Source organism: Brevibacillus daliensis (assembly GCF_021245735.1).
Lineage (GTDB): Bacteria > Bacillota > Bacilli > Brevibacillales > Brevibacillaceae > Brevibacillus_B > Brevibacillus_B daliensis.
Genome location: NZ_JAJISB010000014.1, coordinates 39041 through 60794, shown reverse-complemented (window position 1 = coordinate 60794; position 21754 = coordinate 39041). Strand labels below are relative to the sequence as shown.

Annotated in this window: 22 protein-coding genes; all 22 read left to right on the top strand. The window is 43.0% G+C overall.

All coding sequences use genetic code 11. The features are described 5' to 3' along the window. The 22 genes from LM917_RS12680 (at position 1) to fabZ (ending at position 21631) form a co-directional block, all read left to right on the top strand. Entirely contained in the window at positions 1–1122 is a 1122-nt protein-coding gene (locus tag LM917_RS12680; protein WP_255668258.1) for an NADH-quinone oxidoreductase subunit D, read from the top strand. Beyond that, positions 1123–2130, top strand: a complete 1008-nt coding sequence (gene nuoH / locus LM917_RS12675; RefSeq protein WP_232697889.1) for an NADH-quinone oxidoreductase subunit NuoH — start codon at positions 1123–1125, stop codon at positions 2128–2130. Positions 2131–2182: 52 nt separating this feature from the next. Beyond that, the gene (gene nuoI / locus LM917_RS12670) at positions 2183–2596 is read left to right on the top strand and encodes an NADH-quinone oxidoreductase subunit NuoI (protein ID WP_232697888.1); all 414 of its coding nucleotides are present in this window, start codon (positions 2183–2185) and stop codon (positions 2594–2596) included. Position 2597: 1 nt separating this feature from the next. After that, on the top strand, positions 2598–3104 hold the full coding sequence (locus LM917_RS12665) for an NADH-quinone oxidoreductase subunit J (protein ID WP_232697887.1): 507 nt from the start codon (positions 2598–2600) through the stop codon (positions 3102–3104). A gap of 5 nt (positions 3105–3109) precedes the next feature. Continuing rightward, positions 3110–3421, top strand: coding sequence for an NADH-quinone oxidoreductase subunit NuoK (nuoK, locus tag LM917_RS12660; protein ID WP_232697886.1), 312 nt, complete (start codon positions 3110–3112; stop codon positions 3419–3421). 24 nt (positions 3422–3445) lie between these two features. Then, on the top strand, positions 3446–5362 hold the full coding sequence (gene nuoL, locus LM917_RS12655; RefSeq protein ID WP_232697885.1) for an NADH-quinone oxidoreductase subunit L: 1917 nt from the start codon (positions 3446–3448) through the stop codon (positions 5360–5362). Continuing rightward, complete coding sequence (locus LM917_RS12650; protein ID WP_232697884.1) at positions 5352–6905, top strand: complex I subunit 4 family protein; 1554 nt, start codon at positions 5352–5354, stop codon at positions 6903–6905. Before nuoL ends, LM917_RS12650 begins: the two co-directional genes overlap by 11 nt. Positions 6906–6908: 3 nt before the next feature. After that, positions 6909–8429: an NADH-quinone oxidoreductase subunit NuoN gene (gene nuoN / locus LM917_RS12645; protein WP_232697883.1), complete on the top strand. Its 1521-nt coding sequence runs from the start codon at positions 6909–6911 to the stop codon at positions 8427–8429. A 915-nt stretch (positions 8430–9344) separates the two neighbouring features. After that, entirely contained in the window at positions 9345–9551 is a 207-nt protein-coding gene (locus LM917_RS12640; RefSeq protein WP_232697882.1) for a DUF1146 family protein, read from the top strand. Positions 9552–9624: 73 nt separating this feature from the next. Beyond that, positions 9625–10371 (top strand): YwmB family TATA-box binding protein, encoded by a 747-nt coding sequence (locus tag LM917_RS12635; protein WP_232697881.1) that lies wholly within the window; start codon positions 9625–9627, stop codon positions 10369–10371. Between the two features lie 20 nt (positions 10372–10391). After that, entirely contained in the window at positions 10392–11729 is a 1338-nt protein-coding gene (murA, locus tag LM917_RS12630) for a UDP-N-acetylglucosamine 1-carboxyvinyltransferase (protein ID WP_232697880.1), read from the top strand. Between the two features lie 264 nt (positions 11730–11993). Next, positions 11994–12494 carry an Lrp/AsnC family transcriptional regulator gene (locus LM917_RS12625; protein ID WP_232697879.1) on the top strand — a complete coding sequence of 167 codons (501 nt, stop codon included), beginning with the start codon at positions 11994–11996 and terminating at the stop codon, positions 12492–12494. Then, complete coding sequence (locus tag LM917_RS12620) at positions 12491–13669, top strand: aminotransferase (protein WP_232697878.1); 1179 nt, start codon at positions 12491–12493, stop codon at positions 13667–13669. The genes LM917_RS12625 and LM917_RS12620 overlap by 4 nt, the downstream gene beginning before the upstream one ends. Before the next feature lie 95 nt (positions 13670–13764). Further along, entirely contained in the window at positions 13765–14763 is a 999-nt protein-coding gene (spoIID, locus tag LM917_RS12615) for a stage II sporulation protein D (RefSeq protein WP_232697877.1), read from the top strand. Positions 14764–14841: 78 nt separating this feature from the next. After that, positions 14842–15567: a M23 family metallopeptidase gene (locus LM917_RS12610; protein WP_232697876.1), complete on the top strand. Its 726-nt coding sequence runs from the start codon at positions 14842–14844 to the stop codon at positions 15565–15567. A 733-nt stretch (positions 15568–16300) separates the two neighbouring features. Continuing rightward, positions 16301–16585, top strand: a complete 285-nt coding sequence (gene spoIIID, locus LM917_RS12605) for a sporulation transcriptional regulator SpoIIID (RefSeq protein ID WP_232697875.1) — start codon at positions 16301–16303, stop codon at positions 16583–16585. A 96-nt stretch (positions 16586–16681) separates the two neighbouring features. After that, complete coding sequence (locus tag LM917_RS12600; protein WP_232697874.1) at positions 16682–17692, top strand: rod shape-determining protein; 1011 nt, start codon at positions 16682–16684, stop codon at positions 17690–17692. A gap of 12 nt (positions 17693–17704) precedes the next feature. Next, entirely contained in the window at positions 17705–18604 is a 900-nt protein-coding gene (locus tag LM917_RS12595) for a flagellar hook-basal body protein (protein ID WP_232697873.1), read from the top strand. A 23-nt stretch (positions 18605–18627) separates the two neighbouring features. Then, on the top strand, positions 18628–19473 hold the full coding sequence (locus LM917_RS12590; protein ID WP_232697872.1) for a flagellar hook-basal body protein: 846 nt from the start codon (positions 18628–18630) through the stop codon (positions 19471–19473). A 29-nt stretch (positions 19474–19502) separates the two neighbouring features. Continuing rightward, complete coding sequence (locus LM917_RS24635; RefSeq protein ID WP_232697871.1) at positions 19503–19748, top strand: DNA-directed RNA polymerase subunit beta; 246 nt, start codon at positions 19503–19505, stop codon at positions 19746–19748. Positions 19749–20519: 771 nt separating this feature from the next. Beyond that, a complete protein-coding gene (locus LM917_RS12580; RefSeq protein WP_232697870.1) occupies positions 20520–21056 on the top strand; it encodes a CDP-alcohol phosphatidyltransferase family protein in 537 nt (178 codons plus the stop codon). Between the two features lie 125 nt (positions 21057–21181). Continuing rightward, positions 21182–21631 carry a 3-hydroxyacyl-ACP dehydratase FabZ gene (gene fabZ / locus LM917_RS12575; protein WP_232697869.1) on the top strand — a complete coding sequence of 150 codons (450 nt, stop codon included), beginning with the start codon at positions 21182–21184 and terminating at the stop codon, positions 21629–21631. Positions 21632–21754: the final 123 nt, after the last annotated feature.

Here is a 21754-nt window from a genome sequence, read left to right as displayed (position 1 = left end):
TTGCCTACTCCATTTTCTACAGGAATTCGCACAGAAGAGATGGTTTTAAATATTGGGCCACAGCATCCTAGTACACATGGGGTGTTTCGTTTAGTGGTTAAAATCGACGGTGAGACGATAAAGGAAGCAGTTCCTGTTATGGGCTATCTCCATCGAGGAACAGAAAAATTGGCGGAAAATTTGACTTATACACAAATCATTCCTTATACGGATCGCATAGATTACTTGTCTTCCATGACAAATAATTATGTGTTATGTCATGCTGTTGAGACGTTAATGGGACTAAGCATCCCAGAAAAAGCAGAGTTTCTTCGCGTCATTGTTATGGAAATGAATCGCATCGCCAGTCATCTTGTTTGGTGGGGTACATATTTGCTCGATATTGGAGCGATTGGACCGTTTTTGTATGCATTCCGTGACCGGGAAACCATCATTAATCTGTTCAATGAGCTGTCAGGTGCCCGATTAACTTACAATTATATGAGAATTGGTGGAGTGAAATGGGATGCACCCCCTGGGTGGATTGAAAAAGCAAAGGAATTTGTGCAATATCTAAAAAGTGAGCTACCAAATTATCATGTATTGGTAAGTGGTAATGAAATTTTCCAAAGCCGTATAACAGGAATAGGAACGTATAGCCGACAGGATGCTTTGGATCACTCACTCTCTGGCGTCATGTTACGTTGTACAGGAGAAAATTGGGATATTCGAAAAAATGAGCCATATTCCATCTATGATCGTTTTGAATTCGATGTACCAGTTGCCACAGAGGGAGATTGCTTATCACGCTACCATCTGAGACTACAAGAGATCGAGCAATCTATTCGTATCCTCGAACAGGCTCTGGATCAGTTCCCAGAAGAAGGCGAGGTCATGGGCAAGGTTCCGAAAGTGATCAGACCGCCCGTCGGAGAGGTTTATGTAAGAATCGAGGCGCCACGCGGTGAGTTGGGCGTTTACATAGCTAGCCAAGGTAAAGATAAACCGTGGCGATTCAAGCTACGCCGACCTTCTTTCGTCAATCTGCAAATTTTGCCGAAATTACTGGAGGGTGTCAACATGTCCAACATGGTGGCGATTCTAGGTAGTATTGATATCGTGGTAGGGGAGGTTGACGCTTAGATGAGCAGTTGGTTAGAACAAGCCCCATCCCTTACTAATGTACTTCATTACAGCCTGGCTGCCGTTGCTCTGCTCCTGGTGGTTTTGGGATTTGTTACTTATGCGATTTACTTTGAACGGAAAGTAATTGGATGGATGCAGCTGCGTCCAGGTCCTAACCGAGTTGGTCCACTTGGGCTTCTACAAACGATTTCGGACGTAACCAAGCTATTGCTTAAAGAAGATACACGACCAAAGCATGCTGATAAAGCACTCTTCACGCTAGCTCCAATCCTTGCCTACTCTCCGGCATTTGCTGTACTTGCAGTAATGCCATTTACGGACACGATTCAGTTCGCAGATTTGGGAGTTGGAGTCTTGTATTATATTGCCCTTTCCAGCATCACCGTTATGGGTGTCATTACTGCCGGATGGGCATCTAACAATAAGTACTCATTAATCGGGGGTATGCGTTCTGCTGCCCAAATGATTAGTTATGAAGTACCTCTTGTCATGTCTGTTGTTGGTATTATCTTGATGACAGGCAGTCTGAACTTGAAGGATATTGTTTACGCACAGCAGGATGTATGGAATATTGTCCCGCAATTTTTAGGCTTTATTGTCTTTTTGATTGCTGCTCAAGCTGAGTTGAACCGCTCGCCGTTCGACCTGCCAGAAGCAGAGTCTGAATTGGTAGCCGGTTATCACGTGGAGTATTCCGGCTTCCGTTTTGCCATGTTCATGCTGGCTGAATATGTGTACATGTTCGGCATGGGAACGTTGATTGTTGTTTTATTCCTGGGAGGTTGGCTACCGATTCACCCTAGCCTAGACTTTATCCCGCCGATTATCTGGTTTATTATTAAATTCATGTTTTATGTGTTTTTACAGTTCTGGCTTCGGGCTACAATGCCACGTTTCCGTGCGGACCAGCTAATGGGTTTTGCCTGGAAGGTATTACTGCCAGTCGCTTTGTTCAATATTATGCTGACTGCTTTTGTGATTACGTATCAAAATGGGTTCATGTAGATAGAACCGTTCGAAACAACAGCCTACTACTTAGTTGATGGGGGGGAATGACGTGCTGGGATTTGCCAAAGGTCTCGGATATACCTTGAAAAAGTTATCTGAGAAAAAAATAACGACGCTGTATCCGGACGTTCCTTATCAAATGCCACCTCGCTTCCGGGGAATTCAGCATTTTTCACCGGAGAAGTGTATTGTCTGCAATCAGTGCGCTCGTGTGTGTCCAACCGAATGTATTCAGTTAACAGGTAGATCACATCCAGACCCGGATAAAAAAGGGAAGATAATTGATACGTATGATATCAATTTCGAGATTTGTATTCTCTGTGATCTCTGTACAGAAGTTTGTCCAACAGAAGCGATCGTGATGACCAATAATTTTGAGCTGGCCGCCTATAGCCGTGATGAATTGTATAAGGATTTGAAATGGTTAGATGACAATAACACCAACGTGAGAGAGGAGAACTAACATGAGTGCTTCCTATCTAGTATTCTTCCTGCTAGGTCTTCTCACAATCGGTGGAGCCGTATTTATGATTAACTTCAAACGAGTTGTGCACATGGTGATCGCAGTAGGGGTTTCTTTTCTGAGCATAGCGGGATTGTTTGTCTTGCTCGGTGCAGAGTTCGTAGCAATCTCTCAAATACTCGTTTATTCTGGCGCTATATCTATTCTCATGCTATTTGGAATCATGTTAACAAAACATGATGCTTCCGAAGAGGGTTCCAAGAGTAAAGGACGGGTGTGGCTGACGTTTTTAGGTGTAGCAGCACTGTTTGTCGTAATTTTTACAGGCATCCAGAATACAAATTGGTCCGCTATTCCTGTTAAAGAGAATACTTCCTCGCTAAGTAATGTAAAAGAAATTGGAATTGAAGTTTTTACGAAATATGTCATTCCGTTTGAATTAGTCTCCGTGCTACTGTTGGTAGCATTGGTAGGCGCAATCGTTATGGCTAAAAAAGAGGAGGAGTAAGGCGTATGGATGTACATATTTCTTCCTATTTGCTCGTCGCCCTCATCCTATTCTGTGTTGGTCTGTTCGGCGCATTAACAAAACGAAATGCTATCGTGGTACTACTATCAATCGAATTAATGCTAAACGCGGTTAATATTAATCTGGTGGCTTTCTCCAAATACGGTGTAAATGCTGCCATATCGGGTCAAATCTTTACCTTGTTTACTATGACAGTAGCAGCGGCTGAAGTTGCTGTGGGAATTGCTATACTAATTTCGCTCTATCGTAATCGGGATACGGTTAACGTGGACGAGATGGATCAGTTGAAAGACTAGAAAGGGAAAAGGAAAGGTGAAGATATGGATACAATGATGCAATACGCCTGGCTTGTGCCGCTTTTCCCTCTAATTGCTTTTGCCATTATCCTCTCGTTCGGAAGGCAACTGAAAGAGGGAGCCGCATACATAAGTATTCTTTTTACCGGAGCATCATTATTGCTCTCCCTCCTTACATTCTGGGAACGTTTTAAAGATGGAGCACAAGATTACGTTTTTAGCATGACATGGCTGAAGGTGGGCGACTATGTAATTCCTGCTGGTTTTGAGATAAATCAGCTGAATGCGATGATGCTGGTTATTGTAACCACAGTAAGTTTGCTCGTACAAATCTATTCACGTGGCTATATGCATGGCGATAGTCGCTTTCCTGTTTTTTATCAATATTTAGCGCTATTTACGTTTGCTATGTTAGGCTTGGTCATTTCGCCAAACCTGCTACAGGTATATATCTTCTGGGAGCTAGTAGGGGCATGTTCCTTCTTGCTTGTAGGATATTACTTCTTCAAACCTCAGGCGAAAGCGGCAGCAAAGAAAGCATTTATTGTTACCAGAATTGGTGATGTTGGGCTATTTATCGCTATTTGTCTACTGTTCTGGCAAACAGGAAGCTTTGCATTTGAGGATATTTTTACCGCAGTTGAAAATGGAAAGGTTGAACCTGCGATCATTACGCTTTCAGCCATTCTAATTTTCGTAGGGGCAGCAGGGAAATCAGGTCAATTTCCACTACATACCTGGTTACCTGATGCGATGGAAGGTCCTACGCCCGTATCGGCATTAATCCATGCTGCCACGATGGTAGCGGCGGGTGTTTACTTGGTTGCTGCTTCCTTCCCGCTATTTATTGCTTCTCCAGAGGCATTAAATGTGGTTGCCTATGTGGGTGGTTTTACAGCGATATTTGCTGCGACCATCGGGATTACGCAACGAGATATTAAGCGAGTGTTAGCATATTCCACAGTAAGTCAGCTAGGTTTCATGATGATGGCACTTGGGGTGGCTGGAGCAGCTGGTTATGTGGCTGGTACATTCCACTTGATGACGCATGCTTTCTTTAAAGCATTGCTATTCCTGGCAGCTGGAAGCGTTATTCATGCTGTGCATACTCAGGATGTTTTTCAAATGGGTGGGTTATCAAAACGAATGCCGATCACCAGTTTTGTATTCTTGATCGGATGTCTGGCAATTGCCGGCGTTCCACCGTTTTCAGGATTCTGGTCGAAGGAAGAAATTCTGGCTGCTATCTTTTCACAAGGTCGTTTTGATCTACTGATTATTGCTATGTTAGCTGCATTCTGTACTGCTTTTTACATGTTCCGACTCTACTATCTCACCTTTAAGGGAGAGGCAACGACAGAGGCGACCAAAAAAGCGCATGAATCTCCTAGCACAATGACTCTACCGATGCTGATTCTGGCAGTGCTAGCGATTATAGCTGGATTTATTAATCTGCCAAATAATCCTATTCTGGGCAACTGGCTAATGAGCGGAACAGTAGGTCAGTACATTATGGAACGATATACAGAAGAAGCTGGTCATGGTGGTGTATGGCTGCAAGTGACTGCGGTTGTCATTTCGCTATTAGGTATCGGACTTGCCTATCTGATGTATGGTAAAAAGAGCGTATCAAGCGATATCATTTCTGAGCAAGTACCGTGGTTATACCGCTTGTCTTATCGAAAATATTATATTGATGAAATATATGATGTAGTTTTTGTGCGTTCCTTCCGAGGACTTGGTCACTTGCTATCCCTGTTTGATCGATACGTAGTGGGTGGAATTGGCTTCTTAGTAGGCTGGACAGCAAGAGCAATTGGGGGAGTCAATAGTCGCTTGCAAACAGGTCAATTGCAGATGTTCGGCTTAGTTGTTCTGATGGGACTCGTCATCCTGGTGGTAAGTCTCACAACGCTGGGAGGTGTGCCTTATGGACAATAGCTTTCTCTTATCACTGATTACCTTTTCACCGCTCTTAGCGATTCTTATTCTACTGCTTGTGCCTAAGTCCCAGATTACGATTATCAAGCAACTGGGCATATTGGGAACAATTTTACCGCTAATTCTTGCGACAATGCTGTTCGTATCATTTGATTATCACCAGATAGGTATGCAATTTTACGAGCATGCATCGTGGATTCAGATACCTCTGTCGTTAATGGCAGACAATCAGACGTACTATTTGAACATTGATTATGAAATGGGCGTAGATGGTATATCCATGCCATTGGTATTCATGACTTCTATTATCGCTACATTAGCGGCAGTAGCTTCATGGAATATCAAGAAACGCACGAAAGAATATTTTATCCTGTTCCATCTTCTTTTGATCGGGATGTTCGGTGTATTTACTGCTCAAAACTTGTTACTCTTCTTCCTGTTTTTCGAGCTTACGTTAGTGCCGATGTACTTCCTGATCGGAATCTGGGGGTATGTAGATCGAGAAAAAGCAGCCAATCGCTTCCTGATCTACAACGGAATTGGTTCAGCGATCATGCTGCTTGGCTTCATTGCTATGCTGTTTGTTAGCTCACTAGTTTCCCCAGAGCCTACTATTAGCATTTGGAGACTGGTTGAAGCGTTAACTACGCCAGGAAATGCATTCGTGACTAATGTTCCAGAGTCATTCAAGTTTGGATTGTTCATGGCATTTGTCATAGCTTTCGGGATCAAATTACCGATTTTCCCATTCCACAGCTGGATGCTGAAGGTGCACGTTCAAGCTCCGCCAGCCATTGTTATGATTCACTCAGGGATTCTACTTAAAATGGGTGCGTACGGACTATTACGGATGGGAATTGGTTTTTTCCCGGATGTGGCACAGAAAATGGCTGTCGGAATGGCGATCCTTGGTTTAATCAATATCCTGTATGGGGCGACGCTTGCTTTTGTTCAACGGGATTTAAAAATGGTACTTGCCTACTCAAGTATTAGCCACATGGGGGTTATTTTGCTCGGATTTGCCGCGATGAATCTGTTCGGCTTCCAAGGTGCAATGTTCCAAGTAATCTCCCACGGGTTCATCTCTGCGTTGATGTTTTTCCTGATTGGCGTCATTTGGGAACGAACGGGTACGTCTCAAATAGATGAACTGGGTGGATTGGCAAAATCGATGCCATTTGTTAGCGGTGTATTCCTTGCTGGGGGTATGGCTTCACTTGGTCTGCCAGGGATGTCTGGGTTTATCAGTGAATTTTTCGCGTTCCTAGGTCTATTTGGCAGTCATCCGGTATTGGCGGCAATTGGTGCTTTGGGCTTAATTGTTACGGCAGTATACGTGCTACGAGCAATTATGGCTGCGACTTTTGGACCAACTCCGACGAAGTATCAGCAGTTGGCAGATGCTCAACCGATGGAAGTCATTCCGATTGTTGTTCTGCTTGGATTTATTATTTTAATTGGTATTTACCCGGCTATGCTGAGTAATCCACTGCAAGAAACGTTAAAAACTTTAGTCATCCAAGTGACAGGAATAGGAGGGTAAATTATGGGTGTAAAAGATATCTTTGCATATGACTGGACCTACCTTATGCCCGAGATTACCATCCTTGGTTTTGCAACCATCCTGTCCATCATGGATATGATCGCAGGAAAAAGGTTAAACCGGACGATACTCGGCTGGTTTGCTCTGGTAGGGATTGCGATAGCAACTTATTTTGTTTTGGATAATGTTGCAACATTACAAGAACCTTACTCATATCTCTTTGATACAATGCGTGTTGATTCATTTGGTAATGCTTTTAAGCTCCTGTTTTTAACTGGTGTGGCATTTGCGATTCTTTTGTCCATCAGTTATATAAAAGAATCGGATGAGGTAAAGCATACGGGTGAGTTTTATTACTTGCTATTAACAGGGCTCCTTGGAGCAATGGTAATGGCATCCTCAGCAGATTTAATCACACTTTTTGTTGGGTTAGAGATTCTATCCCTTTCGTCTTATATATTGGTGGGAATGCGTAAGAAGAATCTGGCGAGCAATGAATCAGCCTTTAAGTATGTTGTGACTGGTTCCATCGCTACGGCAATCACGTTGTTCGGGATCTCTTATCTATATGGGTTTAGTGGCACAACCAATTTATATGAGATGACGCAAAGGTTGGCAGAGGCGTACCATAATGGGTTTGGATTCATGATTCTGATTGGGTTTGCTTTCATGATCGTCGGTCTGACCTTCAAGATTTCGGCAATCCCCAACCATATGTGGGCTCCAGATGTTTACCAAGGTGCTGCCACTCCTGTTACAGCATTTCTGGCGGTTGTATCGAAATCGGCTGGTTTTGCCCTGATCATACGTGTAGTGATACTTAGCTTTGCCGGATTGTTTAATCCAGAGACACAAATGAGCATGTTCATGGATTTACTCTGGTATGTATCCATTATTGCAGCGCTCTCCATGATCATTGGTAATACGATGGCATTGCGCCAAACGAATATTAAACGATTGATGGCGTATTCGGGAATTGCTCAAGCTGGCTATCTCTTGGTACCACTGGTCATTTTCACCCAATCTTTTATCTTTGAGCAAACGATCTTTTTCCTATCAGCCTATCTATTAGCAGCATTTGGTACCTTTGCGATCATTATGGTTGTAACAAGAGATAGGAAGACAGAAGATCTCAAGGCTTTCGCCGGCTTATATCATCGTGCTCCACTAGCAGCAGTAGCGATGACACTCTTTCTACTATCGCTCGCTGGGATTCCTATCTCAGCAGGATTCTTTGGTAAGTTTTATATTTTCCTCGGAGCGATTGGTAACGGAAGCTTCTGGTTAGTAGGAATTATGCTTGCTACGAGCGTAATTTCGTATTACTACTATTTTGGAATCATCAGACAGATGTATATGCGTCCTGGAGAGACGGAAGCTGCGCTTAAGCTCCCAGCTGGTGTTTTGGTTGTTGTGATTGTAGCGGCTTTAGGCACATTTGTGCTCGGTATTTTGCCAGAAATTCTGATCAACTATATTCACGACTTTTTTAATCCGTACTTTAATTTAGGTGATATGCTATAGCGTAAGTAGAGGGTGGTCATGTACCATCCTCTATTTTTATAGAAAAGAATTTATATAAATTTATCATGTGTTTTACATGACAACTGTAGTGGATAAACAGAAGAAGCACATTTTTTGACAGATAGGAATTTATAAAAATTCCTATCTGCATAAGTGCAACTAAGGCTTTGCCTGCGCCAAGGCTTGGTAAAGCCAAGTTTTCTAATCTGCGAACTGTTAAGGTCTAGCAAGGAAGTGAGGGCTGTCCGCTACACAGTGAAGAGTGCGGAAAGTGCAAAATGATGCGATGCTACGCAGTATCTCATGGGTTGCACTTTTTATTCCGCACTCTTCGCTGTGTAGCTGGGTAGGACCTTAAAGGTTCTGGACAAAAAATGTGCTTCTTCTGCTAACAGCTTCAGGGGAAAATAAAATCAAAAGCATGAAAAACCAGATTCTCTTTTCACACAGAGCGTCTTGGCGAAGCCCGACCCAGCGGAGCATTATTTATCGGGATAAAGAAGCGAAACCCAGCAAGTCTTACAGTGAATACATCGTTTTGAGCTTCCCCGATGAATAGTGCGGAGCGGCCAGTTTTAACCTCTTGAGGGGTGAAGACTTTTAGCGAAGAGTGGAAAGAGAAGCTGGTTTTCTCCACTAAAGCAGGTGAAGATCTATCCTTAAAAATCCTGTTAAGTAATATCTTGCTACATTAGTGAAAGAACAGAAAATTTATGTAATTATCATCGCTTTATCATAAAATAGAGCTATTATCGTGCCTTTCAATGGGTATCGGACTATGGTAAAGTAGGTTAAGTATATGTTTATATACGAGATGTTGATTCAATCACTGAAAATGTGTTACAAAATGTGAAAAAGCGTTTATAGAAAGAAGTGAGAGATTTGATGTTTGGTTCAAGCGGATTGTTTTCCCTCATGAACATTACAATATCAATTGTCTGTATCGGTATTAGTTGGTGGGCGTTGCAATCTTTCCGCTTTGACCTTTTTGTGAAAAATCCAAAAGGTGCTCAGGCAAAGTTATTGCAAATTCTCCTAGCCATTGTTATAGGTCACGGAGTATCCACTTTCTTTTTTGATTATCTAGGACATTCCCTACTACTTAATCAATTGTTCCAGTAGTTGGTATAACCCTCCATTTTTACGTACACAATGAAAATAAGAGATAAAAGTTGTGTTCGGGGAGAGGGAAAAGATGAAAAAGCAGGCGGTTTTGCTTTACCTTGCTCTAAGTATTGTGAGCTTGTTTGTTTTTGGTGGTTTTTCATTTTGGTCCGAAGATCAGAACCATTCGGTTGCGAAGAAATTAATAGAGGCAGCAGAAAAATCAGGTGCTATTATTACCGATATACAACATAGAACCAGCTTACAGTTACCTCCGGTGAGAACAGAAGAAGAGCTTCTTTCTCTCGGTCAGACATGGAGCAAGATGTTGGGGATTACGATCACCAAAGCTTTAACAAAAGAGGAACATCTCTTATACCAGTCTGAAGGTACAATTGATCACACTGAACGTAAACTTCGCTTAATAGGGATACCTGATGAGAAGGGCATTCAAGTTTATATTGTGTTGTCATTGGAAGGAAAACAGGAGCATGCAGAAGACATTGAGACTTCATATGTAAATGTTGTGGCTAAGGTCAAAAGTATGGATCTGATTCCGCAATTTAGCACTTGTATTCGCGGAATATACAATGATAAACTGAGTGTTGGCTGGCAGGAGGCTAGAATTGGTAATGTTTTTTCCCTCCTCCAAGCAAATGAAATTGAGCGTTTACAGGATGAATCTGTAACTAGTATTTCTGGCTATATCAATCAATGGAATTCCTACATTATAACGAATGAACACAAAATGAATGTACAAGTAGCTACACACGTAGATTCAGTAAACAATCTAACACGAATTACAATAGGGTCACCTATCATCACAGCGGAATACTAAGCACGCGGAGGGGTATAACATTGGAAAAAATTATGGTCCGCGGTGGTAAGGCATTAGCGGGAAATGTAAAAGTTTCTGGAGCAAAGAATGCGGTTCTACCGATTATTGCTGCGTCTATATTGGCAGAAGAAGGAATTTGTTTCATCCATGACGTTCCGGGTCTGGATGATGTTTATACCATTTGTGAATTACTGCGAACATTGCAGATTGATATTACATACCAAGACGAGACGTTGAGTATTGACGCAACGAAGCTGAATGGTATGGAAGCTCCATATGAACTGGTGCGTAAAATGAGAGCCTCTTTCCTCGTGATGGGACCGCTCTTGGCTAGACAAGGGAAAGCTCGGATTGCTCTTCCAGGAGGATGTGCAATTGGAACTCGTCCAATTGACCAACATCTAAAAGGTTTTGAAGCAATGGGTGCCAAAATCGAGATCGGACAAGGCTTCATTGAAGCTACAGTAGATGGACGCTTACAAGGGGCAAAAATCTACCTGGATGTTGCGAGCGTTGGTGCCACTGAAAATATTATGACAGCTGCTTGCTTGGCTGAAGGTACCACAATTATCGAAAATGCTGCGGAAGAACCTGAGATTGTAGATCTGGCTAACTTCTTGAACAGCATGGGCGCTAAGATTCGCGGTGCTGGAACAGGTTCCATCCGCATTGAAGGTGTAGAAAAAATGAGCGGTTGCACACATTGCGTTATTCCTGACCGTATTGAAGCAGGTACTTTCATGGTTGCTGCTGCTATTACAGGTGGAGACGTTTTTGTGGAAGGTGCAATTGCTGATCATGTTAAATCGGTAACAGCAAAGCTACGTGAAATGGGTGTAACCATTGAAGAACAAGAGAATGGTCTTCGTGTAACGCGTACAGGTCCGCTAAAAGCAGTTGACCTGAAAACGTTGCCTCATCCAGGCTTCCCAACAGATATGCAATCTCAAATGATGGCGTTGCAACTGTTTGCGGAAGGGACTAGCATTGTAACCGAGACGGTTTTTGAAAATCGCTTTATGCACGTGGAAGAGTTCCGCCGCATGAGTGCTCATATTAAAATCGAAGGTCGCAGTGCGATCGTAGAAGGAAGCGTTCCGCTAACAGGAGCAAAAGTAAACGCAACAGATTTGCGTGCGGGTGCTGCTCTCATTTTGGCAGGCTTAGTTGCCGAAGGAGAGACTGAAGTAGGCGGATTGCATCACATTGATCGTGGCTACGTGAATTTTACAGGTAAATTGCAACAGCTTGGTGCTAACGTTATGCGTGTCAAGATTGAAGAACAAGCGGCTACTGCAGAAGTTCTCGAGAAAAAAGTGAGACCTCTGCCGATCAAATTGTCAGCTAATATTGTATAAAAAAGAATAGGAAGCATCCTGTTTCGCTAGAGATAGTGGAGACAGGGTGTTTTTTTGTATGACAGACTAGATTATCCTGTAATAAAAATGACGGATGGATACCATACTCGGTTTCATTTGTATTAAAAAATCAGGACCAAATCTTTTTGACAGACATGTCAATAACTTATCAGCGTCTTATCACTGTAAATCACAAAAGTGTCGTGGTATGATGGGGGTTAAGAAAAACGTGCAGTTTGCTAGGAAGGATTGGAGAGGACACAAATGGACCAAAGTACAACAAAGAAACTGCTGATGCTGCTAGAGGAAAATTGCCGACTAAGTAGCCACCAACTGGGATTGTTACTTGATTGCTCGGAAGAAGAGATCGAAGCAGAAATCAAGCGTTTGCAAGCGGAAAAGATCATTGTGAAATACCCAGCGTTAATTAACTGGGAACGGGTGCAGGACAACCCATTAGTTACAGCGATGATCGATGTAAAAGTGACACCAGTACGGGATATTGGTTTTGAAAAAGTTGCAGAGCGCATTGCTCGCTTCCCGGAGGTGAAAGCTGTATATTTGATGTCGGGTGCAGGATATGATATTTCCGTCCTTCTCGAAGGAAAAACCATGCATGAGATTGCTAACTTTGTAACGAAAAAGTTGGCTCCACTCGATAACGTGGTATCCACAGCGACTCATTTTATTTTGAAACGTTACAAGCATGATGGCACGATTCTGGAAGATTATGAAGATGATCGTAGAATGGTGGTTACGCCATGAGTTCGATCGTGCAAAAAAGTCGACTTTCAGCAACCGTAGAAGAACTGAAGCCGTCTGGTATCCGTCGATTTTTCGATTTGGCTGCCTCGATGGAAGGAGTTATTTCGCTTGGGGTAGGGGAACCTGATTTTGTAACGCCTTGGCGTATCAGAGAAGCGTCTATCTCTTCTTTGGAGAGAGGATATACCGCTTATACCTCCAATGCAGGTTTGCTCGAATTACGCAAAGAGATTAGCTATTACACCGAAGATTTAATTCAAGTTCAATATAATCCGCAAACAGAAATTCTTGTGACAGTTGGAGCGAGCGAGGCGATTGATATTGCGCTACGGGCGATTATCGATCCAGGAGATGAAGTTCTGATTGTAGAGCCTTGTTACGTTTCGTATGAACCAATTATCCGTTTGGCAGGAGGAGTGCCTGTTTTCTTGCAGACCAGTGCTCGGCACCAATTCAAGCTGACGCCTGAAGAGCTGGAATCTAAGATTACGGACCGTACTCGTGCCATTATCTTCTGTTATCCTAATAATCCGACAGGTAGTATAATGACCCTGGAAGAATGGAAAACATTAGTGCCTATCATTGAAAAGCATGATTTACTCGTGCTATCGGATGAAATATATGCAGAGCTTACCTTTGGCCAAAAACATGAAAGTATCGTCACTTTGCCAGGGATGAAAGACCGGACGATCCTGATGTCAGGATTCTCTAAATCTTTTGCCATGACTGGCTGGCGTCTTGGGTATGTGTGTGCTCCAGAAGATCTACTTGTTGGAATGCTTAAAATCCACCAGTACACGATTCTGTGTGCACCTGTAATGGCTCAAATGGCGGCTCTTGAAGCACTTCGAGGCAATCGTAGCGATGTAGAGAAAATGGTAGAAAGCTACAGCCAACGACGCAATTACGTAGTGAAGGCACTCTCTGATATGGGCCTGACCTGTCACACACCTGCTGGTGCATTCTATGCTTTCCCATCCGTCAAAGCAACGGGGCTTACAGCCGCAGATTTCGCTGAACAGCTATTGATGGAAGAAAAAGTAGCAGTTGTACCCGGAGATGTATTTGGTACTAGCGGAGAAGGACACATACGCTGTTCTTATGCAACTTCACTAGAACAACTAAAAAAAGCACTGGAATGTATGGACCGCTTCGTATCCAAACGTCTTTCCTAGCATTTCATTCTCTAGTAACGTTCTATCCTCTCACCTGTTTTCATAGACTGGAACAACAACGAATTGTCCAGTTTGACAGGTGGGGGGATTTTTTTGTGAAAAGATATATTCTTCACGTCGTAATCTTGCTGCCCATTCTGCTGGTTATCCTACCTGCTGCAGTCGTTCATCTCTATTCATCGGAAGAAAAGCAACCAACAGCTATGCAACCAAAACAGGAGATAGTGATACCGGAAGAAAGAGGACCGCAAATTAACGTCTATCGATCCAAGATCAAACAAGTAGAATCCATGCCACTAGAAACTTACATTGAAGGGGTGCTGGCGGCTGAGATGCCCGCAGAATTTGAAATGGAAGCCTTAAAGGCGCAGGCATTGGCAGCTCGTACGTACATTGTGAGACGTTTGGCAGAAGGTAAATGGGATGATGTGCCAAATGGAGCTCATGTCTTGGATACGACCAAGCATCAGGTATATGTAGATGAAACAGAACGGAAAGAACGCTGGGGCAAATTATTTGAGTGGAAAAATGAACGCATCAAGGAAGCGGTAGCTAGCACGAAAGGGAAGGTACTTACTTATGAAGACAAACCGATTGATGCTACCTTTTTCTCCACTAGTAATGGATTTACCGAGAATGCAGAGGATTATTGGACGCAGCCTATACCTTATCTACGTAGTGTCGCAAGTCCTTGGGACAGCGAATCTCCCGACTATCTTCAGGTGACTTCAATCCCCGTCACTTTGTTTCAACAAAAATTGGGTGTGACAATCACCCAAGCAGCATCTAATGGGAGTTGGTACGAGATAACAGAGTGGACGAAGGGAAGCCGGATTGGAAGAATTGTAATCGGGGAGAAAGAGTTCAGCGGTAAGGAGATCAGAGAGAAGCTACAACTGTCTTCCAGTGCTTTTACTATGAAATTAGGTAAAGGACAAGTGGAGATTACCACAAAAGGATATGGACATGGAGTGGGAATGAGCCAGTGGGGAGCGAACGGAATGGCAAAAGCGGGCAGGTCTGCTGAACAAATCGTCATGTATTACTACCAGGGGATTGCCTTACAAGATTATCGAAAAATAGTCTCAATCTAGTAAATTATTTCATTTCCTCATCTTTTTCAGGTTTATACGTCAAAAAACTGGCGATACTGAGGGATGAGGTGATAATAAATGGAAGAACAAAGAAATCAAAAGAAATCTGTTCCAGCAAAACAATCAGCATGGAGAAGCATCTTGGGCAAAAAATGGGCATTTCCTGCTATCTACATCGGTTCAGCCGCAATTATTCTAGCATTCGTGATGTGGTATCAGGGTAGTTTAGTGAAAGAAGCAACACAAAAGCCGCAAGCAACTGAAACGGTAACGGTTAATGAGGGTGTTAATAACCCTGCAAACGTTAATGAAGATGGAGAAGCAGTTGCGGTTAACAAGCAACCATTGACGCTTTCATGGCCAGTAGCCAAAGAAGCAGTTTATGATCTAGGCATGGGATTCTTCAACGAAGAAGCTACTGCTGATGAACAGGCGAAAACGATGGTAAAATTTAATGACAACACCTTCGTACCGCATCTAGGAATCGATCTTGTATCCAAAGATGGTAAGTCATTCGATGTGACAGCAGCCCAAGATGGTAAGGTAACAAAAGTAAAACACAACGATCAATTGGTTGGCAATTTAATCGAGATTGAACATGCAGACAAATTGGTAACTGTATATCAAAGCTTGGAAAGCGTTAAAGTAAAAGTGAACGATGTAGTAAAACAAGGCCAGGTAATTGGTGCAGCAGGACGCAACGACTTTGAAAAAGAATTGAAAGCACATCTTCACTTCGAAGTTCGTCAAGATGGTAACTCTGTAGATCCACACCAATTTATCAAAACAGCTGAGGCGCAATAACAAAAACGTATATCGTAGTCTATAAGAAAAACCGGGTGAAACATCCCGGTTTTTTTATGGACTTCATTGATAGTGGGGTGGCAGAAGAAGCACATTTTTTGTCTGCGAACTCGTTAAGGTCCCGCAAGGGAGCAAATACTGCCCGCTACTGGGCAAAGAGTGCGGAAAGTGCAAAAAGAAGTGATGCTACGCAGTGTCTCATAGGTTGCACTTTTTAATCCGCACTCTTTTTTGTGTAGCTAAGTAGGACCTTAAATAGTCCTGGACAAAAAATGTGCTTCTTCTGCAAACGGCTGCACTGGAAAGAAAAGACTCATACAAAACCTACAGCATGAAAAACCAGCTTCTCTTTTCACACAGAGCGTCTTGGCGAAGCCCGACCCAGCGGAGCATTATTCATCGGGAAAAAGAAGCGAAACCCAGCAAGTCTTACAGTGAAGACATCGTTTTGAGCGTCCCCGATGAATTGTGCGGAGCGGACAGTCTAACCCCTTGCGGGGCGAAGACTTTTAGCGAAGGGTGAAAAGAGAAGCTGGTTTTCTCCCCGAAAGTTGGATGAAGACGATTTTTTTTAATGGTTTAGCCAAGTTTTTGAATGAAGAAATGTACCTAATTGTACAAACCCTCGAAAAAAGTAGGTACTTGTTAGCTTGTACGTTACGGATATGTAGAATATGTGTCCTCGCCTACCCATATATTGTATCAGACAATTTGATGCAGGGAGGCGAGGGGCGTGCACGATTACATCAAGGAGCGAACCATTAAGATTGGCAGATATATTGTGGAGACAAGGAATACGGTTCGCATGATCGCCAAGGAGTTCGGGGTATCTAAAAGCACGGTGCATAAGGATTTAACAGAGAGACTGCCGGAGATAAATCCCGAGTTGGCTAACCAGGTAAAGGAGATTCTGGAATATCACAAAGCGATACGTCACTTGCGTGGTGGTGAGGCAACCAAGATCAAGTACAAGCGAAAAAATAAAAAAGCTCGTAAAGAGCAGGAAGAGAGTGTATAGGAATTATGAAGTACGTGAAAGGTTTTCCTTGTACAATTGCGAAAATATTCCTATAGTAGTAGTTACAAGGTTAATGAGTACAGGGAGGCCCTTTTCATGTTAAGCAAAGATATTGGAATCGACTTAGGAACTGCTAACGTAGTGGTTTATGTTAAAGGCAGAGGAATTGTATTAGATGAACCGTCTGTAGTAGCCATAGACGAAAAAACGAAAAAAGTTTTGGCAGTAGGAAATGAAGCAAGACGAATGGTAGGTCGCACGCCGGGTAATATTGTCGCTATCCGTCCTTTGCGTGATGGGGTTATCGCTGATTTCGAAGTGACAGAAGCTATGTTGAAACACTTTTTTGCCAAAATTGGAGCAAAAAGCTTATTCGCAAGGCCCCGCATATTGATTTGCTGCCCGACTGATATCACTTCTGTAGAACAAAAAGCGATTCGTGAAGCGGCAGAACGCAGCGGAGGCGCACGTGAAGTGTTTATTGAAGAAGAACCAAAAGTGGCTGCGATCGGAGCTGGCATGGATATCTTCGAGCCATCCGGTAACATGGTTGTTGACATAGGCGGTGGTACCACGGACGTAGCTGTTCTTTCCATGGGAGATATCGTCACCGCCTCATCTATCAAGATTGCAGGAGATAAATTTGATTCAGCTATTATGAAATACATAAAAAATCAATATAAATTATTAATCGGAGAACGTACTGCTGAGGACATCAAAGTCGAGATTGGAACAGTCTCCGATTCACGCCAGGACGAAATGGATATCCGCGGACGAGATATGGTAAGCGGTTTACCGCAAACAATCACGATTTGTTCGCAGGAAATACGCCAATCACTGGCTGAATCGGTTAGTCAGATTGTACAAGCCTCCAAAAATGTTTTAGAACGAACACCTCCAGAGCTTTCTGCCGATATAATTGATAAGGGAGTTTTTCTGACAGGCGGAGGAGCATTGCTTCATGGTCTAGATCATATTCTGTCAGAAGAATTGAAGGTTCCGGTTTTAGTTGCTGAAGAGCCGATGAACTGCGTTGCCAAGGGTACAGGAATGATGCTGGATTACCTGGATAAGCTCCCGAGCAGTCGAAGAAAGTTTTTTGGATAAGGAGGAGTTCGCTTGATCAGAGGACTGTATACGGCAGCTTCAGGCATGACGTCTTTACAGAATCGTCAGGAAGCGCTGTCAAATAATCTGGCAAATGTTAATACGCCCGGTTACAAGCAGACGGAGGGAGTACTACGTACCTTTCCGGAAGAATTAATTCTGAGAATGAACGATCAGGACGAGTCAATTGTAAAAGGGTATCCTATTCCAGGTGTTACTCCTGCTCCAGTTGGCAGGTTAGCTCATGGTGTTTATATGCAGGAAGCCATTCCTGTATTTTCTCAGGGGGACATTGCACAGACGTATAGCCCTTTTGATGTAGCTTTTACAGACAACCTTGAGATCCCACAAGATGCAGAGGAATATAATAATAAACCTATTCAGCCTAAAATGTTTATTAGCGTGGCACGTATGGGCGATCCTACTCAAGCAGCAGAAGACGATACCATTCGTTTAACACGTAATAGTAGCTGGAATGTGAGTGAACAAGGATATTTGGTAACGAACGATGGCTATTATTTACTTGACAGAGCGAATCGCCCTATTCAAATTAATAATGGAACTGACACATTAAACGGTACGTTCCAGGTAGGTGCAAATGGTCGAGTAACACTCTCTAATAATACAAATGCTGATCTGAATCTGGTCAGTGTAACAAATCCATATCAATTGCTTCGTGAAGGAAATAATCTGTATCGTGCTGATGACCCGGATAATGTCGTGGCACTTGGAGCAGCGGATGAAGGTCGTTACGCCCTTCGTCAAGGCTGGCAAGAACGTTCAAATGTGGACCCTACTCGTACCACAACCGATATGATGATGGTCCTACGAGCCTATGAAGCCAACCAGCGCGTTATTTCCACATTGGATGGAACGCTGGAAAAAGCGGCTAATGAAATAGGACGTGTCTAACTGGTTAGAGAAGGGGGATCATAATGCAATCGCTTCATATTAGTACGTCTGCACTCAGAGCTGTACAGAACGTAATTGATGTTACTTCCAATAATATGGCTAACATCGATACGGTTGGATATAAAGCACGAGATGCGCAGTTCTCTGAGTTATTGTATGATAGAATGGACAAGCAGCCTGATAAAGACAAGAGTGACCGTATGACTGCTACTGGATTGCCAATTGGCAGTGGGGTAAAAGTGGGAATGACTCGTCTTAATATGGCACAAGGCAGTGTGAAACAGACGGATAATCCGACCGATTTGATGATCGAGGGGAACGGAATGTTCATGGTCCGCAAGCAGTTTTTGGATGCTAATGGACAAGTTCGATTTGAAAATGGTCAACCTGTAGAAGAATATTATGCGACGCGTAATGGTAATTTCCATTTGCAAATGGCAGGTAATGGATTGTATAATCTGGTAACAGCTTCAGGAGATACCTTGGTCGATGATCGAGGAATAGAGGTTGAACTGGATATTCCAGCTGGTGGGGAGTTTTCGATTAGTCCAACTGGACAAATCATGATAAACGGTGCTCCAACAACAGACTCCATTTCACTGATTCGTATCAATAATCCGGATGATTATGAGCATGCAGGTCAGGGTAGGCTGTTGGTAGCGACGGATGTAGCTGGTCTTGCTAATGTACAGTCATTGCGTCCAGATGAGACAACGATTCGTCAAGGAATGCTGGAAGGTTCCAACGTAGAAATGAATCAGGAAATGATCCAGCTGATGATGGCACAGCGCGCTTACCAATTAAATGCACGAGCTTTGTCCATCAGTGATCAGATGATGAGCACAGCCAATATGCTGCGTAGCCGTTAATTTACTGAATAGATTGGAGGACCCGGGCAGTGAGCCAGGTGAAAGGACGACAAGAACTACAAGACACAGTGAAAAAAGAGAATGGTACCCCAAAAGAGAAGAAAAGCTGGCCAAAGAGGCTACTCAAGATGGGCATGGTTCCATTACTTCTATTTTTCTCTATGGTAATAGGCCTTTCCATCGGGTACTCTGTATTAGGGAAAATGCCTCTCTCGCAAGCATTTAGCATAGAGACCTACAAGCATATCTTTGATTTAATGTTTGCTGGCACGTAATATTGCTTAGGATAATAACGACTTTCTTCTTCTGGAAGAGGGTCGTTTTTTTACTGTATGGGAAAGGACTGCTTCCTTGATAAAATACTGTAGTGGGTATGCAGAAGAAGCACATTTTTTGTCTGCGAACTGTTAAGGTCCCGCAAGAAAGCAAATATTGTCCGCTACTGAGCAAAGAGTTCGGAAAGCGCAAAAAGATGTGATGCTACGCAGTAATCTCAAGGGTTGCACTTTTTAATCCGCCCTCTTTGCTCAGTAGCTAGGTAGGACCTTAAAGGTTCTGGACAAAAAATGTACTTCTTCTGCAAACGGCTTCAGAGGTAAAGCAAAACCAACCCCAACACCCTGAAAAACCAGCTTCTCTTTTCACATAGAGCGCCTTGGCGAAGCCCAACTCAGCGGAGCGCTATTTATCGGGAAAAAGAAGCGAAACCCAGCAAGTCTTACAGTGAATACATCGTTTTGAGCTTCCCCGAGAATTAGTGCGGAGCGGACAGTCTAACCCCTTGCGGGGCGTAGACTTTTAGCGAAGGGTGAAAAGAGAAGCTGGTTTTCTCCTCTAAAGCAGGATGAAATGGAGCAGCATCCATGAAAAATCCTAGTTTTCTAAGGGAGAGCATACTGTAGGAGTAAGTTGAACCGTGTAGTTACAGTTGATCTACTTTCCTTCTAAAGGGTATAATAAGAAAGCTTGTTTATTGTCATAAATGTTTAAAAAGTATACGAATCTCCCTTACTATATGTAGGCGAGGATGAATGGAGGTATGTTCGGTGAATGTCCCGAATGCGCTCGCAGTCTTCCGCATTGTACTAGTCCCGATCTACCTAGCTGTCTTTTTCTCAAGCTATGAACACCATATTACTGTGGCATATCTCATTCTGGTCCTTGCTGGAATAACGGATGTGGCGGACGGTTACATTGCACGTAAGTATAAATTAGTCACTGCTATTGGTAAAATGCTCGATCCGCTTGCTGATAAATTGATGATGATTGCAGTTATTTTATCTTTTCTGCTTTCAGATCGGATCAGCATTTGGGCTGCTTCTGTATTCTTCTTCAGAGATATTGCGATGATTGTCTTGTCTGCCTTTTTTCACTTTCGAGGAAAGCAGACCGTGCCAGCCAATATTTTTGGGAAAGTAACAACCGTATTATTCTATATCGTGTTTACGATGATCATGTTTAAGATACCTTATGGAGAAATGATGCTGTGGGCGGTTATCGTTTTTTCCTTTTTAACCAGTGCGATTTATTTATCCAAATTCCTCTTGTTAAATAAGGATTGGAATGAAAAGAGCACTCCGTAACGAAGTGCTCCCTTATAGAAACCCCTTGCCCGGTTAAGAGCAAGAGAATACTGTTATTGTAAGTACATATGAGTAATGTCATTCGTCAAAATCATGGTGAAATATTGGAAGTGGAGGGAATCTAGATGGAATTTACAACCGTATTGGATACTGTACAGATTCAGGAGATTATTCCGCATCGCTACCCGTTTCTTTTGGTAGACCGTATTGTTGAAGTAGAATATGGGAAAAAAGCGGTGGGGATTAAGAACGTAACCGTGAACGAACCATTTTTTCAAGGGCATTTCCCTGGATACCCCGTAATGCCTGGTGTACTGATTGTTGAAGCGTTAGCACAAGTAGGTGCGGTAGCTATTTTAGGTAAAGAAGAGAATAAAGGAAAATTAGCCTTTTTTGCAGGGATTGATAACTTCCGCTTCAAGGAGCAGGTAAAACCGGGTGATACACTCGTGTTGGAAGTAGAAATGACCCGTGTACGTGGTTCTGTCGGCAAAGGAAATGCTGTCGCACGTATAGGCGAAAAGATAGCAGCAGAAGGCGAAATTATGTTTGCAATTGGTAACAAACAGGAATAGTACCCAGCAAACACCAAGGCACATTCGCGGAATTTATCTTGAATGTGCTTTTCTTTTAGAGTAAAATTGGCTACGTGCAACCTAATACTGATTGCCTACATAATAGATATAGTGGGGGCATAT